Genomic DNA, 24,694 nt, shown 5'->3' on the forward strand with positions numbered 1-24,694 from the left:
AACCTGATGACTCTAATTGCAGTGAGATCTACCTCCAATTAATATGCTTCGTTCCCCTTATGGTGGATGTTTGTAGTACTCCATGTGTACGACTCGTACTAAGTCTTTTGGTATCCCTCTGTGCAATCCTTGTATTTCAGTATCATCGAGCGCACAATCGGAAAAAACGAGTGAAGGAGTGAAGATGGAACTTGCTGATATTCGTCGTGAGTACACGAAAGGTGGACTGCGTCGTAAAGATTTAAAAGCGGATCCTGTCGATCAATTTAATCTGTGGTTAGCGCAAGCGGTAGAAGCTGGCTTGACTGACCCTACGGCAATGACCGTTGCCACGGTTGATGAGAATGGCATGCCATTTCAACGTATCGTACTGCTGAAAAGTGTCGATAAAGATGGCTTTGTGTTCTACACCAACTTAGGCAGCCGTAAAGCGCAGCAGCTTGGGCACAATAGTAACATCAGCCTACATTTCCCGTGGCATCCGCTTGAGCGTCAGGTTCACATCACCGGTGTGGTTGAAAAGTTAACGCCGATGGAGAACATGAAGTATTTCACTTCTCGCCCGAAAGATAGCCAACTTGCGGCTATTGCCAGCAAACAGAGCAGCCGTATTTCGGCTCGTGGTGTGTTGGAAGGTAAATTCCTCGAACTGAAACAGAAGTTTGCGAAAGGGGAAATCCCAATGCCGACCTTCTGGGGGGGCTTCCGCGTTAAACCGCAAAGTATTGAGTTTTGGCAAGGTGGTGAGCACCGTTTGCACGATCGTTTTTTGTTCTCGAATCAAGAAGGGACGTGGGACATTGATCGCCTTGCGCCATAATCACACGAACACAAAGAATAGAGAAACACCGCCAAATTCGGCGGTGTTTTTGTTTTTGCGAAAGCAAGAATCAGCGTTCTCCATTGAGTACAACGGACAACTGATGTTTCAACAAGGTCTTTGGCACAATGGATCCGTAACCTGCTTCCATCGCTTTGTCGATCAACTCATTCTTGCTGTTGGCTTCAAACTTGGTGCGCAAACGCGCTACATGACCTTCTACTGTTTTAGTGGAAATGCCCATGACCTGAGAGATGAATTGCGGTTTTTTTCCATACAGCAATAAGAATAAAGTTTCTTGCTCACGGCAGGTCAGCTTTTCAGGCTCGGGTTTCAGGTTAGAAAAGCGGAAGATTGATTTTTTGCTCGGGTTTCCACCAATGGCTCGACAAACCCAGTAGCCAACTTCAATTACCGCGGTGTCGGTCAGTTCACGCCCATAAAAGATGGTGCCAATTATGTTGCCATCGTCATCTCGCCAAGGCGTTTTGGTAAAGATATGCGCTCGCCAATGACCATCAGGATAGGGGTGGATATCGAGGATCTTCAGTGACTCGCCAGTCTCAATAACATGCTTATCTTGCTCTTGAAACTCTTTTGCACACTCAATGGTTGGGCTCGCCATTTCAAAGTCTGTCTTTCCAATACAGGCTTCAGGTGAATCGTAGCCTATCAATTTTGCGTATTCCTGATTCACATATCGGAATACTGACGCTTTATCTTTGCATCCCCAACAACCCGGTAGCTGTCGGAGGAGCGACTGTTCTATGGTATTGACTGGAATATTCACAAGAGGGCTCACTACTGCTACGTATCGCCTGCTTCATTGCAGGTCAGTGTTCTCACTTCGATTATCCTGAAATTTCTCTTACGAAATCGTTCCTTGATCATGCTTTCAGGAATTGCGCCAGACAAACTGGAAAAGAGAGAAGATAGATCAAGTTAGCTCAGCGTGATGATTAAGCTCAGGATACGGTGAGGTGGCCCATATAATATCAGATTATGCCATTGTTTTCATTGGCGTAAAGCAAAAAAAAGCCAGCCTGAAGACGGGCTGGCAACACAAGATATAATCTTGTCGACGTGTAGAAGAGGTTCTAAATTACATAGCGAGGGTCTGCTAAGTAAGTTAGAGGTATCAAGTAGATACCGGTGAGTTCAGGGTCGTATGCATCCTAGAGCTCGAGGTCTAATGTATTGAATTGAGCGTATATTGGTAAGGGGGGAATTCCCTCTATGTTGCTGTTTTCTGGTTAATTCATGCGCTTTCGATCGTAATTTTCATGATGGTATTTATACCCAAGTAACCTCGAGATGCTAGGTTCAGCGAGAATGACTTGGTTTGTAGACGCGGCGGCGATTTAAAGATCTAGTTACTCTAAATCAAGAATCGGCAACAAAGTATACAAGCCAAGTCAACTCGCCCTTTTGGGAGCGTGTCATTGCCCCGATTGCTGCGTCTAACAACTTGGAAAGAGCTGGCTATTACACTGCGTTGTTTTCCTTGCTCTCGAATCAATGGCAACGCTCTGAATCCTGCATCTTGAAGTCACTTGGGTATACATTGATGCGCATTTCGACGGTAAAGATCTTTTGAGTCGAGCCGTCTCAACTTTAGTAATTTTGACTATCTATCCGTTTTTGTTAAAAAAATTGGTTGCACATTGACCGTAAGTTACTCTTACATGATCATCGTTCCGGAACTATGATCATGTAGAGTGCCTTGATCGTGCTGGTTTGATCTTGTGCGATTGAGTTGGGGAAGATTTGCAACCCCACCGAGAAGGTATATGATGCCAAGGTGTAAGCCGACCGTGAAAGACGACTGTTTTAAATGAGTGATTCAAATAACCCGAAAGCCCCGCTGTATAAAGAGATCACGCTGCCTAAACCAGCAGAGTTGATCACGCTTCCGTCTTATATGGATTGCCATGATCATGCTTACACGCAGATCGTGATCGGTTTGAAAGGCCAAGCGGAATTTGAAGTTCGTGGACAGGGCAATTTAGTTGGTCCGGGACAAGGTTGCATCGTAACGGCCTCCTCTGATCATGCTTTCGGTGGGGTGATTCATCAATCAGACATTTTGGTGCTCAATATGCCCAAGCCTGCCAATGATAACCCCGAGATGCTGCAGAAAATCAACAATCTAGAGCGCTCTCATCTTTACTTCCAACTGGATGGTCAAATCCAAAAGCTGATTCAGATGCTGGTACAGGAGATGCGTAATCATCCTGATGATTTGCTGCTTAGTCGCGCTTGTAACGACACTGTGATTGCGTTGATGCAACGTCATATCTCCGCATTTGAAACATCAAAGAAAGATTCACGATTCGATTTGGATGCGATAGATCGTTATATCGAGCAGCATTTGAGTCATAAAATCAGTGTTGCGCAGTTGGCGGGTAGTGTGTTTTTGGGTGAGAGCCAGTTCCACAGCTTATTCAAAGAGCAAATGGGTATAACGCCGCATCAGTATGTACTTGGTAAGCGTATCGACATGGCACGTGATTTGATTGAGCAAGGCCACCTTACGCTCGGTCAGATAGCCGAATTTACAGGTTTTTCTAGCCAAAGTACTTTCACGCATACCTTTACTCGTTTACAAGGTTTGTCACCTTCGCAGTATAAGAGACAGAGTTAATAAAATATCTTTCTTTTTGTTCGTCTGGTTGCTTATTGATAGAACGCCGCGCATTGGTCGCGGCTTTTTTACGTCTGCATTTGCACAGGAAAGTCGAACTTTTTTGCGTAATTCCCCTTTAAATTTTCAGTGTTTTGCCCATTCCTCACAAAATCACAATCTAAATCCTTCTTATTTCAAATAAAAATTGCCCAAAACCTGTCTGCTTTTGTTGTAAATGACATGCAAAAATTAATTTTTACAACACAATATATTATCTAATTGCGTGTGACTATGTAGATGTTTTGTTATAAAAGCGAGTTTTTAGCAAAAAGCTCGGAGTTTTTGACAAGTATTCTTCTCGGGCTCAAAATACACTGCCAGCCATTGATGATCCTCGAAGCGGTTTTCGAGGAGAGAGATTGAGGAAAACGCATGTTTACTGCAACAAACGTGTTAACACCGGAATTTATCGAGCAACCGCTTGATAAGTTGTGGTCACTGATCTCGCCATTGTACATGGTGGACGAGTCTCAATGGCTAGAGCAATTATTGCCACTAGCAACGCCGACAGCGGAAGAAAAGTCGGCAATCACGACCCAAACAACTCAGCTTATCGAAGCCATTCGTGCCGATAAGAAGTCAATTCAGATGATTGATGCGCTGTTGTTGGAATACAGCCTAGATACTCAAGAAGGCATCTTGTTGATGTGTCTTGCAGAAGCGTTGATGCGTATTCCGGATTCAGCGACGGCCGATGCACTGATTAAAGACAAGTTAAGCGTTGCTGACTGGAAATCTCACCTTAAGAGTTCTGATTCGGTATTCGTTAACGCCTCAACTTGGGGTTTGATGCTGACAGGTAAAGTGATTGGTATTGGTGACCAAGAAACCCAGAGCCCAAGTCAGGCTGTAAACCGTCTGGTGAACAAATTCTCTGAACCTGTGATTCGTAAAGCCATGTATCAGGCAATGAAGATCATGGGTCATCAGTTTGTACGTGGTCGTACGATTGAAGAAGCACAAAAGAACGGTCGCCCAATGCGCGACAAAGGTTTCACTTACTCATTCGATATGTTGGGTGAAGCGGCGCTGACCACGGCAGACGCAAGCAAGTACTTCAAAGACTACCTAATGGCGATTGAAGCCGTAGGTCGTGAAACGTATGGCAGTGACACGAGTCCGGCTCCTTCTGTTTCTATCAAGCTTTCTGCACTTCATCCACGTTACGAAGTGGCGAATGAAGAACGCGTGATGACTGAGCTTTACGACACTCTGACGCAACTGCTTAAGCGCGCTATCGAAGTGGATGTTGCCATTACGATTGATGCAGAGGAAGCTGATCGTTTAGAGCTGTCACTCAAACTGTTTGAAAAACTGTACCGCAGCGACCTAGTGAAAGGTTGGGGCAAGTTTGGTCTGGTGGTTCAAGCCTACTCGAAACGTGCACTGCCTGTACTCGTATGGCTAAACGGTCTAGCGAAAGAGCAGGGCGATCTGATCCCACTGCGTCTCGTAAAAGGCGCGTACTGGGACAGCGAAATTAAGTGGTCACAACAAGCAGGCTACGAGAACTACCCAGTTTACACGCGCAAAGAAGCGACGGATGTTGCTTACCTAGCGTGTGCGCGTTTCCTATTGAGTGAAGGTGTTCGTGGCAATATCTTCCCGCAGTTTGCTAGCCACAACGCACACACTGTTACTGCGATTGCTGTAATGGCAGAGCACAAAGATTACGAATTCCAACGTCTGCATGGTATGGGCGATTCGCTTTATAACCATGTAATGGACACTTATGGTCAGCCAGTACGTATTTACGCGCCAGTCGGTAGCCATGCGGATCTACTGCCTTACTTAGTTCGCCGCTTACTAGAAAACGGCGCGAACAGTTCGTTTGTGCACCGTTTAGTGGACGCGCGTTGCCCAATTTCAGAGCTGACGCACCACCCTGTTGATGTGTTGACCTCTTTTGATACCTTGCACAACGGTCAAATTCCAATGCCAACCGGCATCTTCCCTGAGCGTAAAAACTCATACGGTGTGAACGTTGATATCGACAGCGAAGCGAAGCCGTTTGAAGCGCAGGTTGAAAGCTTCCTAACCCAGAAGTGGACTGCGGGCCCGATCATCAACGGCGAAAAACATGCCGAAAGCATGATCAAGGAAAACTCCGCAGAGATCATTACTGCCCCTTATGATCGCCGTATCGAAGTGGGTCAGGTAGCTTTCGCTACCCTTGATCATGTTTCCGCTGCAATCGAAGCGGCTGACGCAGCATTCCCTGAATGGAAAGACACCGCTATTGAACAAAAAGCGGCGTGCCTAGACAAGCTTGCGGATCTGATGGAAGAAAATCTTGCGGAGCTGGTGGCGATTTGTCACCAAGAAGCGGGTAAGACGATTCATGACAGCATTGATGAAGTGCGTGAAGCGGTCGATTTCTGTCGTTACTACGCGAAACAAGCGCAAAACCTTCAATCATTTGAGTTGGAAGGCTTTGATGGCGTGAAGCGCATGTCTAGCCGCGAAGGTTTAGGCGTATTCGTTTGTATCAGCCCATGGAACTTCCCTCTGGCGATTTTCCTTGGTCAAGTCACCGCGGCATTGGTTGCAGGTAACACAGTTGTGGCTAAGCCAGCTGAGCAAACCAGTTTGATTGCAGCACGTGCGATTGAACTGATGCTAGAAGCCGGCTTCCCGGCGGGTGTGATTCAGTTATTGCCAGGTCGTGGTGGTGAAATTGGTCATGCACTGACATCTCACGATGCGATTGCAGGCGTGGCATTTACTGGTTCGACAGCAACGGCGCAGCGCATCAACGTAACGCTTGCCGAGCGGAGCGCGAAGCCAGTACCGTTTATCGCTGAAACTGGCGGTCAAAACGCCATGATTGTGGATAGTACCGCACTGCCAGAACAAGTTGTGCGTGACGTGATTCGTTCCGCTTTCGCTTCTGCAGGTCAACGTTGTTCTGCTCTGCGCGTTCTGTTCGTTCAAGAAGACGTTGCGGATCGCATCATCAACCTTATCCAAGGTGCAATGAATGAGCTGCATGTTGGTATTCCTTACCTACACAAAACGGATGTAGGGCCGGTTATCGACAGCAATGCAAAAAATAAACTCCTTGCTCACCTAGAGCACATGACAAGCACACAAACCAAAGTTGCTCAATTGCAATTGGATGAAACGTGCCAGCACGGTGATTTTGTGTCGCCAAGTGCGTTCGAAATCTCGGGCATTGATGTTCTGAAAGAAGAGCAATTCGGCCCTATCTTGCACATTGTTCGCTTTAAAGCGTCTGAGTTGCCAAACGTGGTTGAGCAAATCAACCAAACCGGTTTTGGCCTCACAATGGGCATCCACAGCCGTAACGAAACCACTTACCGTTGGATTGAAAAACACGCTCGCGTGGGTAACTGCTACATCAACCGCGATCAGGTTGGTGCGGTGGTTGGCGTTCAGCCATTTGGTGGCCAGGGTTTGTCGGGTACGGGTCCGAAGGCAGGTGGTCCTCACTACCTATACCGCTTTACTAAACAACATCTTGTTCAAGCAGAGAAGGCGTAAGGAGTCGCATTATGGTTCATCAGATCACGTATTTTAAAGATGCATTCTCTGCTTGGGAGCAGTGGAATCTGACCGATTTTGATTACAAATGTGAGCATTTGCTGGCATTTAAATCTGCGATAGAAGAGCAGCATAGCGTGGCTGGCAAAGTGGTGTCTTACCACTTGCAACAAGCGTCAGCTCTGTTAGCAGAAACTCATCAGTTAGTGGGCCCTACGGGCGAAACTAACGAGCTGTACGCGGCGGGGCGTGGTGTGGCTTTGGTCGTTTGTGAAAACAACCTAGCGAATACTGAGAACGCACTGTACAGCACTTTTGCAATGATCACCTGTGCTTTGATTGCAGGCAACAGTGTGGTGATTTGTAGTGACAATACAGAACTTAATCAGATGGTTAAGCAGGCTGTAACGTCAGCAAACTTCCCATCTAACTTAATCGAAGTGGTTGCGTACGACGCGTCTTCCCCGCTGTTAGACAGTGACGTACGTAGTGTTGGTTATGTTGGGCATTCACAGGTTGAGCATGCGCTTAACCTACAACTGGCTAAGCGTGACGGTGCCATCGTCGGTTTAGTTTCTGAAACGGATTTAGAGTCACCGACATTGACTCATGATCCTCATCTGTCGTTGCGCTTCATTACCGAGCGTACTCGAACGATAAATATTACAGCAGTGGGCGGTAACGCGACTCTACTCGAGTTGGGAAGCGACTCCCACTAACCTGACTTGTGATACCAATCTGAATAAAAGAGCCTGAGAGCTTACTCGGGTTGGTATCTCTTGTTCTGGTGTATTGCTGAGACGGCAAAATACCCGAAGAAACAAGGAAGGAAATAATTATAACGAGGACTATCAAATGATAGAAAATAGCTTTGCTATCACGACCACTTTTGTGGCGTATTTACTAATTATGGTTGCCATTGGCGTTTACGCGTATAAGAGGACTTCCAATTCATCTGACTACTTCCTAGGTGGTCGTAGCCTTGGTCCATGGCCAGCGGCACTCTCTGCGGGCGCATCAGACATGAGTGGTTGGTTGCTGCTGGGTCTTCCGGGGTATGCGTATGCAGCAGGTATCGAAGCGTTCTGGCTAGCGGGTGGTCTGCTACTGGGTACGTGGGCAAACTGGTTGATCAATGCGAAGCGTCTACGTACGTATAGTATTCAAACCGATTCACTAACGCTGCCTGAGTTCCTGTCGCGTCGCTTCAACGATAAGTCGAAACTGATTCAGACAATCTCTGCGTTCTTCATTCTTTTATTCTTCCTTTTCTACACCAGCTCAGGCTTGGTTGCAGGGGGTAAACTGTTTGAAACCGTATTCGGCTTAGATTACAGCATTGCCGTTATCATCGGCACCGTGTGTGTGGTTTCGTACACGCTATTTGGTGGCTTCCTGGCGGTATCTTGGACGGATTTAGTGCAAGGTCTATTGATGGCGGCGGCACTGATGATTGTGCCTGTTGCTGTAATGGACGGCGGTCTAGGTCAACTAGCGACTGACATGCACAACATCAACCCAGAGCTATTAACGCTATGGAACGATGTGAAAGGTGAACCTCTATCGGCTATCGCGATCATTTCGCTAGCGGCTTGGGGCCTGGGCTACTTTGGTCAGCCACATATCCTAGCGCGTTTTAAAGCTTCTCGTTCAAACAAAGACCTAACAACAGCGCGTCGTATCGCTGTGGGTTGGACTGCGCTGTCTATGGCGGGTGCAATGCTTGTGGGTCTTGTTGGTCTAGTGTGGGTAACAGGTCACCCTGGTACGCAACTGGATGATGGTGAGAAAATCTTCATGCTATTGGTGAATACGGTATTCCACCCAGTGATTGCAGGTATCCTACTGGCGGCAATTCTTGCGGCGGTAATGAGTACTGCGGATTCACAACTTCTAGTATCTTCATCTGCTCTTGCAGAAGACTTCTACAAGCAAGTGATTAAACCAGATGCAACATCTGAAGAAGTGGTAATGATTGGTCGTGTAGGTGTTATCGTGATTTCTCTTATCGCGCTATTCCTAGCAATGACGCCAGATAGCTCTGTTCTCGGTCTTGTATCTTACGCTTGGGCAGGCTTTGGTGCTGCATTTGGCCCGGCAGTTGTGCTTAGCCTTTATTGGAGTGGTATGAACCGCAACGGCGCACTAGCAGGTATCCTAATCGGTGGCGTGACTATCGTTGTTTGGAAACAACTAACAGGCGGTTGGTTCGACGTATACGAAATCGTACCGGGCATCATCTTCTCTACGATCGCTATCGTGGTTGTGAGCAAAATGACTGGCGGTGCTGCGCAAGACGTACTAGAGCAACACAAAGAGTACCAGAAGAAGTTGGTTGAATTAGACTAACGCTTCTCAAATTAAAGCAAAGCCCGCGACCATCGCGGGCTTTTTTGCTTCAGTACTTTATACAAAGCGGTGTGATCTAGAACTTAAGGTATGGCTTCATCTTAGCTACAGATGCATCACCGAGCCCAGGCACATTGGTTAAATCACTCGCGTTTTTAAATTTCCCGTTCTTCTTGCGATAGTCAATGATGGCTTGTGCTTTTTTCTCGCCAACACCTGGCAAAGAGGCTGCTAACTCAGAAGCAGAAGCCCTGTTTACATTCACAGCTTTCAGGTCTTTCTTGGTTGAAGCCGTACTGGTGGTTTTCGACTTATTCTTGTCGTAACTTGAAGCTGTCTTATCTTTGGTTTTTTTGGCTTTGTCTTTCGCGTTTGATAGACAAGTATTTTGCTTGGTTTTGTCGTTCGGATATTTATCTTTACAGACTTGATTGACGTCTTTTTTTACTGTCTTACTGCTGGTGGATGATGATTTCTTTGCGTTGGCTTTCACCTTTTTAATACAGTCGGCTTTCTTGCTGCTGTCGCTTTTGTATTTGGTTTCACATTTCTTTATTGCATCTTTGGTGCTCGTCGTGGCGGCATAGGTATAACCTGGTAACACGCACAGCATCAGTAGCGCCAGAATCCACTTCTTCATAGTCAGTCCTTGTTTGTGATGAATGTCCCGATCAGTATAGACAGGGAATTCTTCGTTGTTGTCTCAAGGTTGCAGTTATAAAGGCGCTTCTGAAATCAGAAATAGAATTTCTGAGGTATAGTAAAAACGTTAAATCACTAGGGCCTGTTGACCTTTCGAGCTGATTTTTGCAGCGAATTGTTGGGTATTTATATAAGGCAGAGGCTTTGATGTGTAGTTAGCCTACATAAAAAGTCGATAACGCAGTAGAAATGACCAACAAACGCAGCCCAAAGGGTTCGAGCTAGGCGCTCCCGCAAAAATCGTTTTATGCTTTGTTAAGGAGTATTTGCTTAGAATGACTAGGCGACACACTTCTTGCCTCACCTAAAACGATTTTGACTAGGCGTCCCCACCCGAACAAAATTTAACCACGAAAGATCAACAGGCCCTAATAAGCCTCTTCGTGAGGCTTACTTTTTAATGGCGGATTTTAGAATACACCACCGTGTTACTGAGCTCTCCTGAAGTGGAGAGGCGATCGTGTCTTAGTTCACCTTCAAATTCATAACCACAGCGCTCAGCAACAGCGCGGCTTTTCAGGTTGGTCGAATCAGCGGTTATGGCAATTCGTCTCGCGCCGAGGTCTTCAAAGGCGTAGCGCTCTAATTCGAGGACAGCTTCGGAGATGTAGCCATGACCGACTACTGCATCATCTAACCAGTAGCCAATTTCAAACGATGGAACCTCTTGATCACGAATCATCAAGCCAATGGCGCCAATCAGGCGATGACTCTCTTTTTCGATGATGAAGTAACGCAGTTCCTCTTCGAAATTTTCAAAGTTAGCGATGGCTTTTTCTGTTCCTTCAATCATGGCTTCTAGTGTCAGCACATGTGGTACCCAAGGAAGATACACTTCGAGTGTCTTCTGGCTACGAACAACCGCTTGATGTGCTTCTTCTGCACGTTCCAAACAAGCGGGGATTAGCTTAAGACGTTTCGTTTCCATATCAATTCTCCTTTGGGTGAAAAATGAACGAAAAGTCATTTAAACAGATGTACTTAGAATGTTCTAGTCGTGTGTCTAACATTATTCACTTGGTTTGCTAGGGAGAAACTGAGAGAATCGAACCGTTATCAAACCAACTAGGTTCACTATGAAACTTTTAGTAAGAAACTTAGCTCGTGAAACAACCGAGCAAGATATGCGCGCATTGTTCTCAGCGTACGGCAAAGTAGAACTTTGTACGTTGGTGCTTGACCAAGAGACGGGTTTGTCAAAAGGCTTTGGCTTTGTGATCATGCCGGATGAAGCAGAAGCGATTTCTGCTCTTGAAGCGCTAAACCTATCTAGCGTAGCAAAAAGCAAAATCCGCGTGAAAGTCGCTCAAGACTAATACAGAGAGAAGCCAGCATCCCCGCTGGCTTTTTTGTGCCTTTAATTCAGGCTTTGGTTGTCTCATCTAGCGGTGCGCGGAAATAAACCGTCGAATCTTGACGGTACTTAATCGTGTTAGAGTTTGAATCCATATCGATGGTTTTGGGAGTAAACAAGCAGTACTCGAAGCTTTTCGACAGTCGTTTTACAGCAAATACTACAAGAAAAACTAACCCTAACTCGATTAACTTGTCTGTCATGTAGGCAAAGTAGGATAAGGATAATAGTTAGATAATCAGTAAGTAAGGGCTATTCCTAGGCATGTTTTGAGAGGTTTCATGAATGACCACCCCCTGCCTCCTTCAGCCCCGTATTCGACAGTTCACGCAAGATTCGTTTGAGTGGTTGTACCTTTACTTCAATTAAGATGAGATTGAATAATCCGCCGATAGAAATGGCGGCGATTATGGCGCTGATGCTACTGCCCTTGGTGACTAATCCGTATAAGCCCACACTCAGCATTAATATTAACGTTGCCATTTGTACGGTTAGGTAGCTTTGAACCAAATAGTGGCCGCTTTGATGATCTTTAACGACATATGCGAACTGACCGAAACTTCCCAGTTCAACTTTGACTTTTCTGTCTAGCGCCTGACTGCGGAATCCATGTTGATTGAGTGTTCTTGCTAGGCTTTCCATGCCAACAACTCCGTTTGTTATTTTGGGTGTATCTATACAAGATTCTCGGCCATCATAATGTCGCGAATTGTGGAATGCGTACTTCTTAGTTTGCGTGACCACAAATCTAAGAGGTGCGTCTCAACGTTACTCTAAGTTTTACCTTGGTTTGCGGAACGCCTTCGGGTTTAATCTGCTCATTTGAATGTCTTTTGGTAAACGCAAACCTCGCGCTCGGCACCTTGCATGCCAAGTATTTTGTTCGCTACATAAGTGACATTCAGTTTTTGTATCACTGATTTAGAACGTTGATTTTCGACCAAATGCATCACTCTTATTCCCGAGAGAGCGAAGTGTGATTGAGCAAACTCAATCAGTGCTTTAGACGCTTCAAAAGCGTAACCGTTTCCCCAATAAGGAACCCCTAACCAATAACCCAAAGTGCCGTAGCCCTTTTCGATGCGCGGTAAGCTTACTGCGCCAAGCAATTCACCAGAGCTGCGCAATGTTATGGCGTATGAGACTCCTCGATGCTCTTGAAACAATGGTGCATGCGTAGCTATCCACACTTTTGCCATCGGCAGTTCATATGGATGAGGAATATTGGCAGTCATATCGGAGATAACTTTTTCACCTGCTAATAAAGCCACTTGTTCGCAGTCATCGAAATCAAAGGGCCTAAGAATCAATCGGTTAGTGGTGAGTATCGGTTGTTTTGACATGTTGGCTTACCTCACGGATCGGATGACCCAAACATCAGATTCAGGTTGAATAAGTGGTATCGACGTAGCCTAAATCATCAAACGCAAATCTCACACCAGCCTCGTTGGCTCTGGGCTGGTTGCCGCAAATGACATTAAACATGGTGCTGAGAAAGCGGCCATGTGACACCACCAAATATCGACCACTTCCACGTCTTATTATGGATTGCAGTGCAAGGCTCGCTCGGGCATAAAGTTCAACGTCGCTTTCCCCTTCATTAGCTGAAACCACGCAAGGTTGATAAGGGTTCACAAAGTCGGCTTTAGGGTATGAATTTGCAGATTTGTTAAACGGTAAGCCTTGCAATGGTCCGTTGTCGCGCTCCATCAATTCATCGTGGGTTGTCATGTTGACATTAAGGTGTTCAGAGAATATCTCTGCAACGTGGCGCGCGTTGTAAGGAACTGCTTAGGATGGCGTCGTATTGGTACCCTTCTTCAACAAACTGTTTTGCTCTTTGCTCTGCTTGTTGGATACCCACTTCTGTCAATGGACTATCAAAACGTCCTTCGTGAACGTATAAATCATCCGCCTGTGAGCGTCCATGGCGAACAAAAGTAATGTGGATCATCTAAGACTTCCTTGTCTGTTCTGTTCGTTTGGTAAACGTGTTGATGAATGGCATCCGTTTCCCAAACAAAAGGGTGATTGAATTTCTTCCTATCTTTATGATTTTCCAATATTTCTGGATCAAATTCACACTGTAAATTGTTTAAATTTGAACCGATTAAAGTGTATTTGTTTAAGAAATGTTGGTCGGGGAGAATGGGGTTGAGTAAAAAAATAAACGCTAACAATAACTTATGTGCTATGTCTCGTAGAATTACATACATAAGCGTTATTTTTCATAGATTAGGTACAAAAGTTGATGTCTGACCAAGGTCACAAATTTTACTCACTAAAAAGGTTTTTTTTGGAGGTGGGACACAAAAAAACAAAGGGGCTTTTTTATTGGGGAATTATTTTGAACAAAATATGTCAATTGTCAGTAGCACAGGAAAAAAGCAGGGAGAGATGTAATGCCGGATATTTATTGCTCAGCTTGTAGAAGATCAACGCAGCATAAAGTGATCATGAAGCGTTGTGAACCAGAGCAAATTGCGACACTGAGTGGCAAGGTAGTGAGTTTTACACAACTGATGGCCAAGTTCGTAACAGGTGAACACTATTACGAAATGGAGCCTCAATATTATTGTCGTTGCTGTAACCATCGCGCTATTGGTGAATTGGTTCAACATCCAGCGCGACAGACATCAGCGATCATGTAATCGGCGTTTAGGCAGCGAGTTCTTTCTCGGTAGCAAACGGCAATCCGTCGATCATAACTGGCCAGCCGTAAGAGGCATATTCAGACGCCAGAGATTTTGCGACTTCGTGTGAAACGGTCGTGTATGTCCATTCTCCAACACCAAATGGCTTGTACGCGAGTTGTAGGGTTAACATTGCTTTATCCTCATTATTTTTACCTATTATTGCCTTACCATTTGGCTCATTTCTTTTCTTTAAAGCTCATATTTTTCTCTCCAAAGTTCATCATTCCATTTTTTTGTTAACAAAATTATCTTATTAATAAAGTCGCCAATATTGGTTGATTGATTTATAAATTAGATGCATGAATGTTTTCTTTTTTTGAATATTTGATGAATTTTTGTTCTGAGCAAACGTTAAATACATACAGGTTTCACACGTTGTTGATATCACTATTTGCAAACTGAATAGTAACTATTAATCTGGTGACTCCTAAGTTGTTACAGGGATGTGGTTAATGAGTTATCAATTAGACAGAATTGATTTGCAAATTTTGAGAGTGCTGCATTCTCGTGGTCGAATTCCAGTCGTAGAACTGGCAAAACAGGTAAACCTAACCACATCACCCTGCTCCGAGCGGGTGAAGCGATTAGAAAAAGAAGGCTATATAAATGGCTATCATGCCGAGCTTAATGCTGAAAAGTTAGGGCTGGATGTGCAAGTATTTATCCATATTCGTCTCGACCAAACCAGTTTCTCGATTTTTGAAAAATTTGCTAAAGCAGTGGAGTTGATGCCGGAGATTGAAGAGTGTTATTCACTGTCTGGTGATTTTGACACCATGATTAAGGTAAGAGTGAAAAACATGAAAGCTTACCAAGAGTTTATGTCGAGCAAACTCGGGACGCTTCCGGGTGTGATTCAGACTCGTAGTGAAGTTGTAATTGAGGAACATAAGACAGGATTTGGTGTAAACCCAGAGCTACTAAGCTAAACCAAACCGTTTCTTTAGTTACGAAAAAGGAGCCAAGTGGCTCCTTTAGTATTTTGTTCATGCAATAGTCTATGCGCTAACGCATGTGGTTATAACACCAATTAAACCACCAAAAACACCGCCCCAAACGACAAGCCAGCCTAAGTGCTCTTTAATCATCTTCTGCACGATTTCTTTGACAAGGGCTGGAGTAAGTTCGCTCAGGCGTTGATCGATAATGCTTTCGATGTTTTGTTTGATTTCATCCATCATTGCTGGCGATTCTAACTGTTCTTTTAACGCTTCTTTGATAGTGTCACTTTGACTCAGTTCTACAATCGATTCCTGCATCTTTTCAACAAACGGCTGTCTCATTGGTTGCAGAGCTTCAGCACCGCCAAACATGGCAAGCATACCGCCAAACTGAGAGCCTTCGATGACTTCAACCAGTGAGTCAAACGCTGGGTTTAAGTCCACTTTCTCGATGACGGGTTGAAGGTTGATGTTTACACCCCCGGCCATTTCTTTGTTGAGGAAACGGTCTATGTTTGCTTCGGTAAAGAACTGATCCATCATCAAGTTTTTGATGGCGAGTTTGAATTCTTCGAATCGTGCTGGAATGACACCTGAGCCATAGAGCCCCGGTACTTTCTCAAACAGCATGTGAATGGCTAGCCAATTGGTAATTGCGCCAGAAAACGCAAACAACCCCGCATACCAAAGGTAATCATTTTGAATATTGTATCCCGCACCCATTAAGGTGATTGCAAGGATATTAGTCAGCAAACTTTTGTTCATAGTGAGCGATTATGTATGAATTGAAGAAGGAATAAGTGGGCATGATTCTATAACTAAGTTACACCGAGATGCTAGGTCGCGAAAATAATAAGTCTATCGGGGGAGTCTTGATAAAGAAGCGCAATATTGGCTAAAGGCCAAAAAGACAAAACCCGACAACCATTGTCGGGCCACTGCTTTTTCTTAGAAAATCTAAGCGTCTTTTTTTTTGGTTTTTTAGAGGCGGAAGATCTTACAGCAAAGTTGGCATTTCCAGCGTTCTGAGTAGCCGAATAGCTTATCCGCCCAACTTTGTTTTACTTGTACGATCTGCATTGAACCACATTTACACATAAGCCAATTACCTTATTATTAGATTAATAACTAAGCTATCAATTGAGTATAGCTGTTTCTCAAAAAGTGAAATAACAAATGAATCCAGCTCAATACTCTGCGTTGTGTCCACTACTTACGATTACGCAACGGGGCGCTATATTAACAGAAAAAAATGTGATGTTCATCCATAAATTTGTTTCATATGTGGGATTTAATGTGATCAATTTCACTTTTGGTGTGGTGACTTTAAGATTTTGTCAGGTATAGATACAAGGTATAAAAACGGCGCTTTAAGCGCCGTTTCTGTTGGTTGAGGTTTTATGAGAGAGGCTTATCTATTTGCTTCTTCCCCAAGAAAACCGCCGGTTTGGTGTGCCCAAAGTTGAGCATAAATACCGTTGTTGGCGATCAACTCTTTGTGTGTACCTTGTTCGACGATGTTGCCTTTATCGAGAACAATCAGACGATCCATTTGGGCAATGGTCGATAAACGGTGTGCAATAGCAATAACCGTTTTACCTTGCATTAGCTCGTTCAGGCTTTCTTGAATTGCCGCTTCAACTTCTGAATCTAATGCTGAGGTCGCTTCATCAAGAACCAACAAAGGAGCGTCTTTCAGTAGCACTCGCGAAATGGCGATACGTTGACGTTGGCCACCAGACAGTTTCACACCACGCTCACCCACTTGCGCGTCGTACCCAACGTTGCCAAACGGGTCGGTTAGGGTTTCGATAAACTCGTGCGCATGCGCTTGTTTGGTCGCTTTGATCAAATCTTCCTCGGTCGCATTTGGGTTGCCATACAAGATGTTGTCGCGGATTGAACGGTGCAGCAATGATGTGTCTTGCGTTACCATGCCAATCTTCGAGCGCAGAGAATCTTGCGTTACACTCGAGATCTCTTGTCCATCAATCTTGATGCTGCCTTCTTCCACATCGTGGAAACGCAGTAACAAGTTCACTAAGGTGGATTTACCTGCCCCAGAGCGACCAACCAAGCCAACTTTTTCACCTGGTTTGATATTGAGATCGAGGTTGCTGATCACCCCCTTGTTCCCTCCATAATGGAAGCTGACATTGTCAAAGTGGATACCACCTTGAGACACTTGTAGATCTTTCGCGTCGTCTTTGTCTTTGATGTCGATAGGTTTAGACAGTGTTTTCATACCATCTACCACAGTGCCTAAGTTTTCAAACAAGGCACCGACTTCCCACATGATCCACATCGACATACCGTTGATCCGCAGTGCCAAGCTGATCGCAATCGCAATCGCCCCCACACTAATAGCACTATCAAGCCACAAGTAAATCGATAGCGCAGCAACCGAGAACACCAATAGATAGTTGGAGATCTCTACCGCGACATCGAAACCCGTAACTAAGCGCATTTGGCGGTACACAGTATTCAAGAAACCCTTCATGCCCTCTTTTGCATACTCGGTTTCCCGTTTGCTGTGGGAGAATAACTTCACGGTTTGAATGTTGGTGTAACTGTCGACAATGCGCCCGGTCATGGTAGAACGAGCGTCCGCTTGCTCGGTGGCGACGTCTTTCAGCTTCGGTACAAAATGAATCTGAATCGCGATATATGCCAATAGCCAAACCAACATAGGAATCATCAAGCGCCAGTCAGCGGCAGCCAACATAACGATGATGCTGGTGAAGTAAACCAAGACGTAGACAAACACGTCCATCGTCTTCATTACGGTTTCTCGCACCGCCAAAGAGGTTTGCATCACCTTAGTTGCCACACGCCCGGCAAAATCATCTTGATAGAAGTTCAAGCTTTGATTGAGCAAATACCGGTGTGCTAACCAACGCACCGACATTGGGTAGTTACCCAACAGAGTCTGATGAATCAATAGCGAGTAAACCACCACCAAAATAGGCATGACAACAAGCAATAAGGAGCCATAAAAAATAAGGTCGCTTTTGTTGTCTTGTAAGAAGGTTTCTGGATTGCTGGTGGACAGCCAATCAACCAACTGCCCCATGGCACCAAATAGAGACACTTCCACGATCGCGACAATCGTCGACATGATCGACATGATGATCAGCGGTTTTTCAAAACCACGAGTGTAGTGGCGCAAAAACGCAAAAATCCCAGTAGGGGGCTGGTCAGGCTGTGATTTGGGGAACGGCTCGGTAAAGCCTTCAAATCGTTTAAACATAACTCTTCCTAAAGTTAATAGTTACCATCTCAGCAATTGAATCCATCAATTCTTCCTGCCTTGGACGAAGCAGTTAATACCGAGTATGGGATAAGACATATTGTGGTCTGCTAGCCAGAAAAGCAGACAAATTACGTATGTGAGAGAGGCGAAAAAGTAGTCTAACCGATTGCTTTTTAAATGTAACTAGTTGGTTATAAAGAATTCATTAGTGCATTATTCTTGAGAATGTCATTCACACGCCATAAAACAGTAAACCTGCAAGGTGACAATAAAAATTCTGGTTAATATGGATATTTCCAGTAAATATTGCTTTTGGCTGATGAAGTTATTATTAAAAACAGTAAAACCACAGTTAACAATAATTTTACAATCTCATCATTCTAGTCAAAAGGAATGAATTGGATGCTACTACACGAATCAGTGCCTCAGAATGCACATGGAAAAGAAGAAAGCACGCAAAGTGCTCTGCGTCATACCGCAAATTGCGTTGTGATGGTGCCGCCGAAAGAGTTTCGTTTTAATGAAGAAACCGCGCAAGACAACGAGTTTCAACACCAAGTTTCTCTGACTCAAGAAGAAGTCTCACATAACACCATGGCTGAATTTTCCGCGATGGTTGAGACATTGCGTAAAGAAGGCGTACAAGTAGTAGAGTTTGATTACCCTCAATCTGACATCACCACACCAGATGCGGTGTTCCCAAATAACTGGTTCAGCACGACCCCAGAAGGCACTTTGTATACTTTCCCAATGGCGTGTGAGAACCGTCAGCATGAAGTTCGTCCAGGTGCGCTGGTGGCGGCGTTAGTACAAGCCGGTCGCGAAGTTCATCAACAAGACTCACTAACCGAATACCTGAATGAAGAAGCCTACTTAGAGAGCACAGGCGTGATGGTGTTCGATCACTTCAACAAAACCGTGTACGCCGCGCTTTCACAACGTTGTGACCGACTAGTGTTAGAAGACTACGCCAAACGTATCGGTTACGACCGCGTGATTTCTTTCCAAACCCGTTTGCCGTCAGGTGCACCGATTTACCATACCAACGTAATGATGGCGGTGGGTGAGCAGTTCTGCGTAATTTGTGATGAAGTAATCCCGGAGTTCGAACGTCGTTTTGTGCTTAAGTCACTAGCAAAAGACAAACAGGTCATCTCAATTTCCCTTGAACAGATGAACCAGTTTTGCGGCAACATTCTGCAGTTGGAAACCGTACGAGGCGACAAGGTGATTGCGATGTCTCAATCCGCCTATGATGCGTTTTCACCAGCACAGAGAAACCAACTGGCAACACACGGTAAATTACTGCCATTTGATGTTTCGACGATCGAATCTATTGGCGGCGGCTCTGTACGCTGCATGCTAGGTGAAGTGTTCTTACCAAGTCGCAAAGCCGTGCTGTAAACCAAAACCGAATTTCCTCCCAAAAGCACGATGTCGAAAGATGTGGTGCTTTTTTATTAGGTTTATCTCGATGGGAAGTAGGCAATGAATGCCAAAGCATTCGTTTCATCCAAATGTGCTCTGAGTATGATTTTATCCATACATCATGCAGGTGTATTAGTTAGCTGCTATTTATATGTATTGTGTTTCATATAAATATAAAGGCTAGGTTATGGTTATCATCAACTCGTACAAAAGGGCGTGGTTGTATTGCCTGATAGGAATAATGTCTTTACTTACTATTTTTGGCTGTAATGACTCTACCACTGAAACAACTACGTCATTAACGTCTCAAATTTCTCACCAACAAAGCTTATCACTTAATGTCTCCAATAGAGTTGATGAGACAGAAATTTCTAATCTTGAACTGCTGTTTGTATTTGATGTTGAAAACCAGAATGAGACATTTTCGGTTAGCGTCGAGGATGTTCTTGGAAGAGAAGTAGCTGGTTTTCATGAAGGAGGTGCATTCCAAAGTAACGTCGTTGTAGTGCCTGAATCTGGCATTGTGCCATTCACGTTCGACGTCGATAGCGCCAGTGATGTGAACGGTGGCGTGGCTAAGATGACGGTGATTGTGAGAGGTGAGGGGTTTTTCTCTAACTCTCAAGTGTTTGATCTTACCCAAACCACCATGTCTGATAATTACTGGATTGAGATCGTACCTAAGTCAGAAAAGGCGGAAGAGGCCACCACATTTGCTGAAGAACACGTTGAGTTAGATGGCCACGTGACAAGCTCTTCTGTGAATGTGGCGACCGTTATCAAAGATGACAGCACGGACGGAGGGAAAATACTTGATGGCGCGACCGCTAGGCTGTCGATTCCTGCTGGTACTGGATTTATTGGTGAAGACGGACAACCTTTTACTCCGGCTGGGGATGTTTCTGTCTCGATGATGCTTTTCTCTGCGGATCCCAAAGGGTTAGCGGATGATGAGAATAATCCGTTGTATCTCTTCCCTGGGGGTTTATCGCCAGACGGCTTTGATGGCGAGCTACCTAGTGATATTACCTCTCCAGATAGTGTGACCTTTATTTCTGCTGGCTTTGTCGCGATTGAGATTGGCGATGAGGGTGGTAACAAAGTGTCATCGTTTGATGGAGAAGGCGTAACTTTGGAGTTTGAAGTACCAAAATCCACGGTGAATCCGCAAACCGGTGACCCTCTGGCGTTGGACGATGGCACGATCCCTATTTGGAGTTATACCGACTCTACGGGTAAATGGCGTTACGAAGGTGATGCCGTTATTGAACAAGAAAACGAAGGCACCTTTACGGTATCGAAACCAATCACCCACCTTTCTTACTACAATCTGGATTGGTACGGCCAAGACCGCTGTAAACTCGATGTCGATGTTGTGGACGCAAACGGCGATCCTAACAATCAAAAATTGCGTCTCTCTTTTGCTAAAGCTGGCGGTGGTTGGGCTTACAAACCTTCTGGTTGGGGTGACGACCCAGAAAAACTGAACATAAATCGAGTGCCTGCGTTTGCGGGCAATTTTGATCTGCTCGATAGCCAAGGTAATAGTTTGCTCGCCTCGGTAGAAGTGGATGGCGAGGTTATCGAGGTTGCCGATGGAGCAGAGGGTGTCAATTTGGATGATTTTTGTTTTGGTGTGTCAGGCGACTCTTCTAAGTCATTAAAAGTAAACCTGAATATCGTTAATCCTCCTCGCATTGATATGGAAACGGGGTTGTCGCTAGTTTGCCCAATCGATGAAACGAAAACTCAGACAGTCGGCTCAGGTTATTACTACCTATATTCCGGTTATTCCTATGAAACCTCGGGTGAAGTGAACGGGGATACCATTACTTTTTCGAATCTAGTCGAAGATGGGTTATACCGCCTGTATTACTACGGTGGGCAAACTTGGGCACAAGTAGAATTTACCGCTAAAGCAGACACGACTAATATCTCGCTTATGTCGCTGCAACTGTGTGACAAGATTGAACAAGCCGTTCAGACCCGTTTGGTTTGTACTGATGATGATATGGCCGTTACGCGCTTTAAAGCCGCACCAGACGCTTACTTTTGGATGTACAACCAAGACTATTCTCACTATTTGTGGGGGAGAACGGACACTGACGGAAACAGCACACAGAGTGATGCCGTGGACTCGATTGAATACATCGGTTCCGCATACTCGTATTTCGAGAATCGCTACTACTGGGGTGAACGCACAACCGTTACGACCAGCGTTGATAACGCAATAAGCTTTGATATTCAGTTGCCGAGCTCCAACGAATACTGTCTTGCTGAATTGCCGATTGAATACCTTCAAACGTTCGTTTTTGCAGAGAATACAGAAGCTCTGGCTGATGGCGTTGCAGAAATCATTATTTCCGTTCAGGAACGCGATGAGTTTGGTACGGCTCGTGAATCGAATTCAGGTGAGCTGACATTGAGTGCTGAGCCCGCCGAAGAGGTAGTTATCTCTGGGATTACTTCCAATGGGGATGGTACATACAGCGCAAAAGTGACCTCAACAAAAGCGCAAGAAGTGGTGATATCAGGACAAATTGATGGCAATGCATTAGGAGGCTCAGCAACAGTAGAATTTGTGCCAATCTTTGATTTATCAAATGCAGTGTTTAGCCGAGATAAAGCGTCAGCCAGTGCGGATGGTAGCGAGCAAATTACCGTGACCGTGCAGCTAAAAGATGCGGATGGAAATGATTACACGTCGTCAGGTGGTGACATCACTTTCGTAGAGCACTCTGGGCTGAAATTGGTCTCTTCTCAAGATAATGAGGATGGCAGTTATACCGCGGTATTCATCAGTCAAGCGTCAGAAACCTTCAATATCAGCGCATCTATTGCAGGTAGCGCCTTATCTAGTAGCTTAGGTATTGAGTTTACTCCAGTCTTAGATACCAACAGTGCTGATTTCTCTGTTGATAAGAGTTCGGCAAGCGCCGATGGCGTTGAGGTGATCTCTGTGACCTTGCAGCTGAAAGATAAAGAAGGGAATGATTACACCCGTTCTGGCGGTACGCTAATTTTCGATACACCAAATGGGTTAACCAAGTTCGGTAGCCAAGATAATGGCGATGGCTCTTACACCGTGAAATACAGAAGCTCGACGTCAGGCTCTTACACCATTGGAGCGTCATTGGACGGGAGTAAATTTGTAGATTCTATTACCTTTGAATTTAACCCTGTCCTTGCTCTCAGCAACACCGAGTTTACACGTGATAAAAGCTCTGCGAATGCCGATGGTAGCGAAGTGATTACGGTGACGGTTCAACTTAAAGATTCTGAAGGACAAAACTACACGAGCTCTGCGGGTACCTTGTCGTTTGATGAACCTGCAGGGTTGACTCAGATCTCTCCGACAGATAACGGTGATGGAAGCTATACGGTTAAGTACTCAAGTACGACTTCAGGAAGCTTTACTATTGGTGCATCTTTAGGTGGCGACAGATTGAGCAATTCAATCGACATTATCTTCTCTTCTGTCCTCAACTTAGCTGCTGCGACATTTAGTAGTGACAAAGGTTCTGCGAATGCTAATGGTAGTGAAAAAATTACTGTAACGGTTCAGTTGAAAGACACTAATGGTGCTGATTACACATCGTCGGCGGGGGATATATCCTTCTCTGTTCCTAATGGGGTAACGGAATCATCAAAAGTAGATAACGGCGATGGCTCATACACTGTTGAGCTTACAACAACGAATGCAGGTAGCTATACCGTCGGTGCGAGCATTGGTGGTACCCAGTTGACTGGTACCGTAGATCTTACTTTTGATGCGGTGATTGATTTATCACAGTCGACACTTCAAGCCGATATCACCACCATAGCGGCAGATGGAAGTAGTACCGCTCAACTGACCATCACTCTGAAAGACTATGCGGGTAATGCGTTTGTACCAGCTTCGGGTAGCCCCGAGATTGATATTACCTTGGGCTCTGCCAGCAAGACTGACTTAGTGAGTGCGGGTAATGGCGTGTATACAAGTAGCATTAGCTCTACTGTTGCTGGAGAAGTTACCGCCACCGCTACCTATGATGCAGGGACGATCGGGACACAAAACCTAACGTTTGAAGTGGTTGCACCAAGCGCCTCTCAGTCCAGCATAGTGAGTGATGTTTCTGTCTTTGGTGTTGGTGGGGACCATAGTGCAACGATTACGGTTGCCTTAAAGAAAGACGATGGCAGTGCTTACGCGCGAAGTTATGGCGAGTTAGAGTTGAGCCCTTCTGATACAGGGTTGAGCTTTGGAACGGCAGTGGATAACGGAGATGGCACTTACACTGCAACCGTGACTTCTACTACCGCAGGAAGTTATGAAGTCAGTGCTACCCTTGGTGGCGTAACATTGACAAATACGTTACCGCTCACTGTTACTCAAGTCGATACTGTTCAGAGTAGTGCGACGCCGGCCACGATAACGGATTCAACAAATATAACCGTAACCTTACGAGATAGTTCTGGCTCCGTAATTACGCATGGAGGGCATAACATTAGCGTTCGCTTTGCAAGTAGTATTATAAATCAATTGGGTATTGCAACATTTGGAGATGCTCAACTCAATAGTTCAGATGGCACGTATGGTGTGTCGGTAACGTGCGATAAATCAACCGAAGGCGACAGTTATAACGTGTCAGTTAAGGTTGATGACTATAGTGATGCAGTCGCGAGTATTTCGTTGATTTGCCCATAGTTTATCGAGCAAAGCACGACTCGTTTTTGCTGTGTTTCAATATAAAAATGCCACTCAAATCTGAGTGGCATTTTTGTACATCGTCTTTTCTGAGTTTGCTCAGTCTAAAGTGACTAATTCTCTTTCCTGTGTAGTTTCGTGCTTCTCATGACAGCAGTGGCTGTGGTGATCCTCGTAACCGTCATAAGCGCATATTTCGATGTGCTTGTTAGAGCTCTGATTTCAAAAGAAAAGCAGCAGTTTGAGACGTGCTTTTTTACTTGATGCTTGGCTG

At 45.1% G+C, this 24,694-nt stretch carries 19 protein-coding genes and 1 pseudogene; 10 read left to right on the plus strand and 10 right to left on the minus strand.

Annotated features, from left to right (window positions below; all coding sequences use genetic code 11):
• Window positions 1-184 precede the first annotated feature (184 nt).
• Entirely contained in the window at window positions 185-820 is a 636-nt protein-coding gene (gene pdxH / locus C1S74_RS18145) for a pyridoxamine 5'-phosphate oxidase (RefSeq protein ID WP_045396560.1), read from the plus strand.
• 70 nt (window positions 821-890) lie between these two features.
• Here the strand turns inward: pdxH and C1S74_RS18150 are convergent, their stop codons facing one another.
• Window positions 891-1,610, minus strand: a complete 720-nt coding sequence (locus tag C1S74_RS18150; protein WP_082038990.1) for a helix-turn-helix transcriptional regulator — start codon at window positions 1,608-1,610, stop codon at window positions 891-893.
• Between the two features lie 1,044 nt (window positions 1,611-2,654).
• Between C1S74_RS18150 and C1S74_RS18155 the strand changes: the two genes are divergently transcribed.
• From C1S74_RS18155 to putP, 4 genes are all read left to right on the plus strand, one after another.
• Window positions 2,655-3,464, plus strand: a complete 810-nt coding sequence (locus C1S74_RS18155; protein ID WP_045396564.1) for an AraC family transcriptional regulator — start codon at window positions 2,655-2,657, stop codon at window positions 3,462-3,464.
• A gap of 414 nt (window positions 3,465-3,878) precedes the next feature.
• Window positions 3,879-7,010, plus strand: a complete 3,132-nt coding sequence (gene putA / locus C1S74_RS18160; RefSeq protein WP_045396566.1) for a bifunctional proline dehydrogenase/L-glutamate gamma-semialdehyde dehydrogenase PutA — start codon at window positions 3,879-3,881, stop codon at window positions 7,008-7,010.
• Between the two features lie 11 nt (window positions 7,011-7,021).
• Window positions 7,022-7,729: a 1-pyrroline-5-carboxylate dehydrogenase gene (locus C1S74_RS18165; protein WP_045396568.1), complete on the plus strand. Its 708-nt coding sequence runs from the start codon at window positions 7,022-7,024 to the stop codon at window positions 7,727-7,729.
• 136 nt (window positions 7,730-7,865) lie between these two features.
• Window positions 7,866-9,359, plus strand: coding sequence for a sodium/proline symporter PutP (gene putP, locus C1S74_RS18170; RefSeq protein ID WP_038871553.1), 1,494 nt, complete (start codon window positions 7,866-7,868; stop codon window positions 9,357-9,359).
• A 76-nt stretch (window positions 9,360-9,435) separates the two neighbouring features.
• Here putP and C1S74_RS27085 read toward each other — a convergent pair whose 3' ends face one another.
• Window positions 9,436-9,633 (minus strand): ComEA family DNA-binding protein, encoded by a 198-nt coding sequence (locus tag C1S74_RS27085; RefSeq protein WP_308621770.1) that lies wholly within the window; start codon window positions 9,631-9,633, stop codon window positions 9,436-9,438.
• Between the two features lie 825 nt (window positions 9,634-10,458).
• Window positions 10,459-10,989: a GNAT family N-acetyltransferase gene (locus C1S74_RS18185; RefSeq protein ID WP_045396574.1), complete on the minus strand. Its 531-nt coding sequence runs from the start codon at window positions 10,987-10,989 to the stop codon at window positions 10,459-10,461.
• A 148-nt stretch (window positions 10,990-11,137) separates the two neighbouring features.
• Here C1S74_RS18185 and C1S74_RS18190 point away from each other — a divergent pair, with 148 nt between their 5' ends.
• Window positions 11,138-11,377, plus strand: a complete 240-nt coding sequence (locus C1S74_RS18190; RefSeq protein ID WP_045396576.1) for an RNA recognition motif domain-containing protein — start codon at window positions 11,138-11,140, stop codon at window positions 11,375-11,377.
• Window positions 11,378-11,423: 46 nt separating this feature from the next.
• On the opposite strand, the gene C1S74_RS18195 is transcribed toward C1S74_RS18190, so the two are convergent.
• The 4 genes and pseudogenes from C1S74_RS18195 to C1S74_RS27135 all read right to left on the minus strand — a co-directional run bounded on the left by C1S74_RS18195 (window position 11,424) and on the right by C1S74_RS27135 (window position 13,369).
• Window positions 11,424-11,618, minus strand: coding sequence for a hypothetical protein (locus C1S74_RS18195; protein ID WP_052437279.1), 195 nt, complete (start codon window positions 11,616-11,618; stop codon window positions 11,424-11,426).
• Window positions 11,619-11,694: 76 nt separating this feature from the next.
• Complete coding sequence (locus C1S74_RS18200; RefSeq protein WP_045396579.1) at window positions 11,695-12,057, minus strand: hypothetical protein; 363 nt, start codon at window positions 12,055-12,057, stop codon at window positions 11,695-11,697.
• A gap of 176 nt (window positions 12,058-12,233) precedes the next feature.
• Window positions 12,234-12,758: a GNAT family N-acetyltransferase gene (locus C1S74_RS18205; protein WP_045396581.1), complete on the minus strand. Its 525-nt coding sequence runs from the start codon at window positions 12,756-12,758 to the stop codon at window positions 12,234-12,236.
• A gap of 40 nt (window positions 12,759-12,798) precedes the next feature.
• A pseudogene (locus C1S74_RS27135) lies at window positions 12,799-13,369 on the minus strand (histidine phosphatase family protein).
• A 448-nt stretch (window positions 13,370-13,817) separates the two neighbouring features.
• Between C1S74_RS27135 and C1S74_RS18215 the strand changes: the two are divergent.
• Complete coding sequence (locus tag C1S74_RS18215) at window positions 13,818-14,066, plus strand: hypothetical protein (protein ID WP_038871541.1); 249 nt, start codon at window positions 13,818-13,820, stop codon at window positions 14,064-14,066.
• Window positions 14,067-14,073: 7 nt separating this feature from the next.
• On the opposite strand, the gene C1S74_RS18220 is transcribed toward C1S74_RS18215, so the two are convergent.
• The gene (locus tag C1S74_RS18220) at window positions 14,074-14,241 is read right to left on the minus strand and encodes a hypothetical protein (RefSeq protein WP_005428989.1); all 168 of its coding nucleotides are present in this window, start codon (window positions 14,239-14,241) and stop codon (window positions 14,074-14,076) included.
• Window positions 14,242-14,563: 322 nt separating this feature from the next.
• Between C1S74_RS18220 and C1S74_RS18225 the strand changes: the two genes are divergently transcribed.
• On the plus strand, window positions 14,564-15,040 hold the full coding sequence (locus C1S74_RS18225; protein ID WP_045396583.1) for an Lrp/AsnC family transcriptional regulator: 477 nt from the start codon (window positions 14,564-14,566) through the stop codon (window positions 15,038-15,040).
• Window positions 15,041-15,109: 69 nt separating this feature from the next.
• Here C1S74_RS18225 and C1S74_RS18230 read toward each other — a convergent pair whose 3' ends face one another.
• Window positions 15,110-15,817, minus strand: a complete 708-nt coding sequence (locus C1S74_RS18230; protein WP_045396585.1) for a DUF445 family protein — start codon at window positions 15,815-15,817, stop codon at window positions 15,110-15,112.
• 646 nt (window positions 15,818-16,463) lie between these two features.
• Complete coding sequence (locus C1S74_RS18235) at window positions 16,464-18,302, minus strand: ABC transporter ATP-binding protein (RefSeq protein WP_045396587.1); 1,839 nt, start codon at window positions 18,300-18,302, stop codon at window positions 16,464-16,466.
• Between the two features lie 405 nt (window positions 18,303-18,707).
• On the opposite strand from C1S74_RS18235, the gene C1S74_RS18240 reads away from it, so the two are divergent.
• Window positions 18,708-19,709, plus strand: a complete 1,002-nt coding sequence (locus C1S74_RS18240; RefSeq protein WP_045396588.1) for an arginine deiminase-related protein — start codon at window positions 18,708-18,710, stop codon at window positions 19,707-19,709.
• Window positions 19,710-19,974: 265 nt separating this feature from the next.
• The gene (locus C1S74_RS18245) at window positions 19,975-24,420 is read left to right on the plus strand and encodes an Ig-like domain-containing protein (protein WP_045396590.1); all 4,446 of its coding nucleotides are present in this window, start codon (window positions 19,975-19,977) and stop codon (window positions 24,418-24,420) included.
• The last annotated feature ends 274 nt before the right edge of the window (window positions 24,421-24,694 follow it).

The organism is Vibrio hyugaensis, from assembly GCF_002906655.1.
Lineage (GTDB): Bacteria > Pseudomonadota > Gammaproteobacteria > Enterobacterales > Vibrionaceae > Vibrio > Vibrio hyugaensis.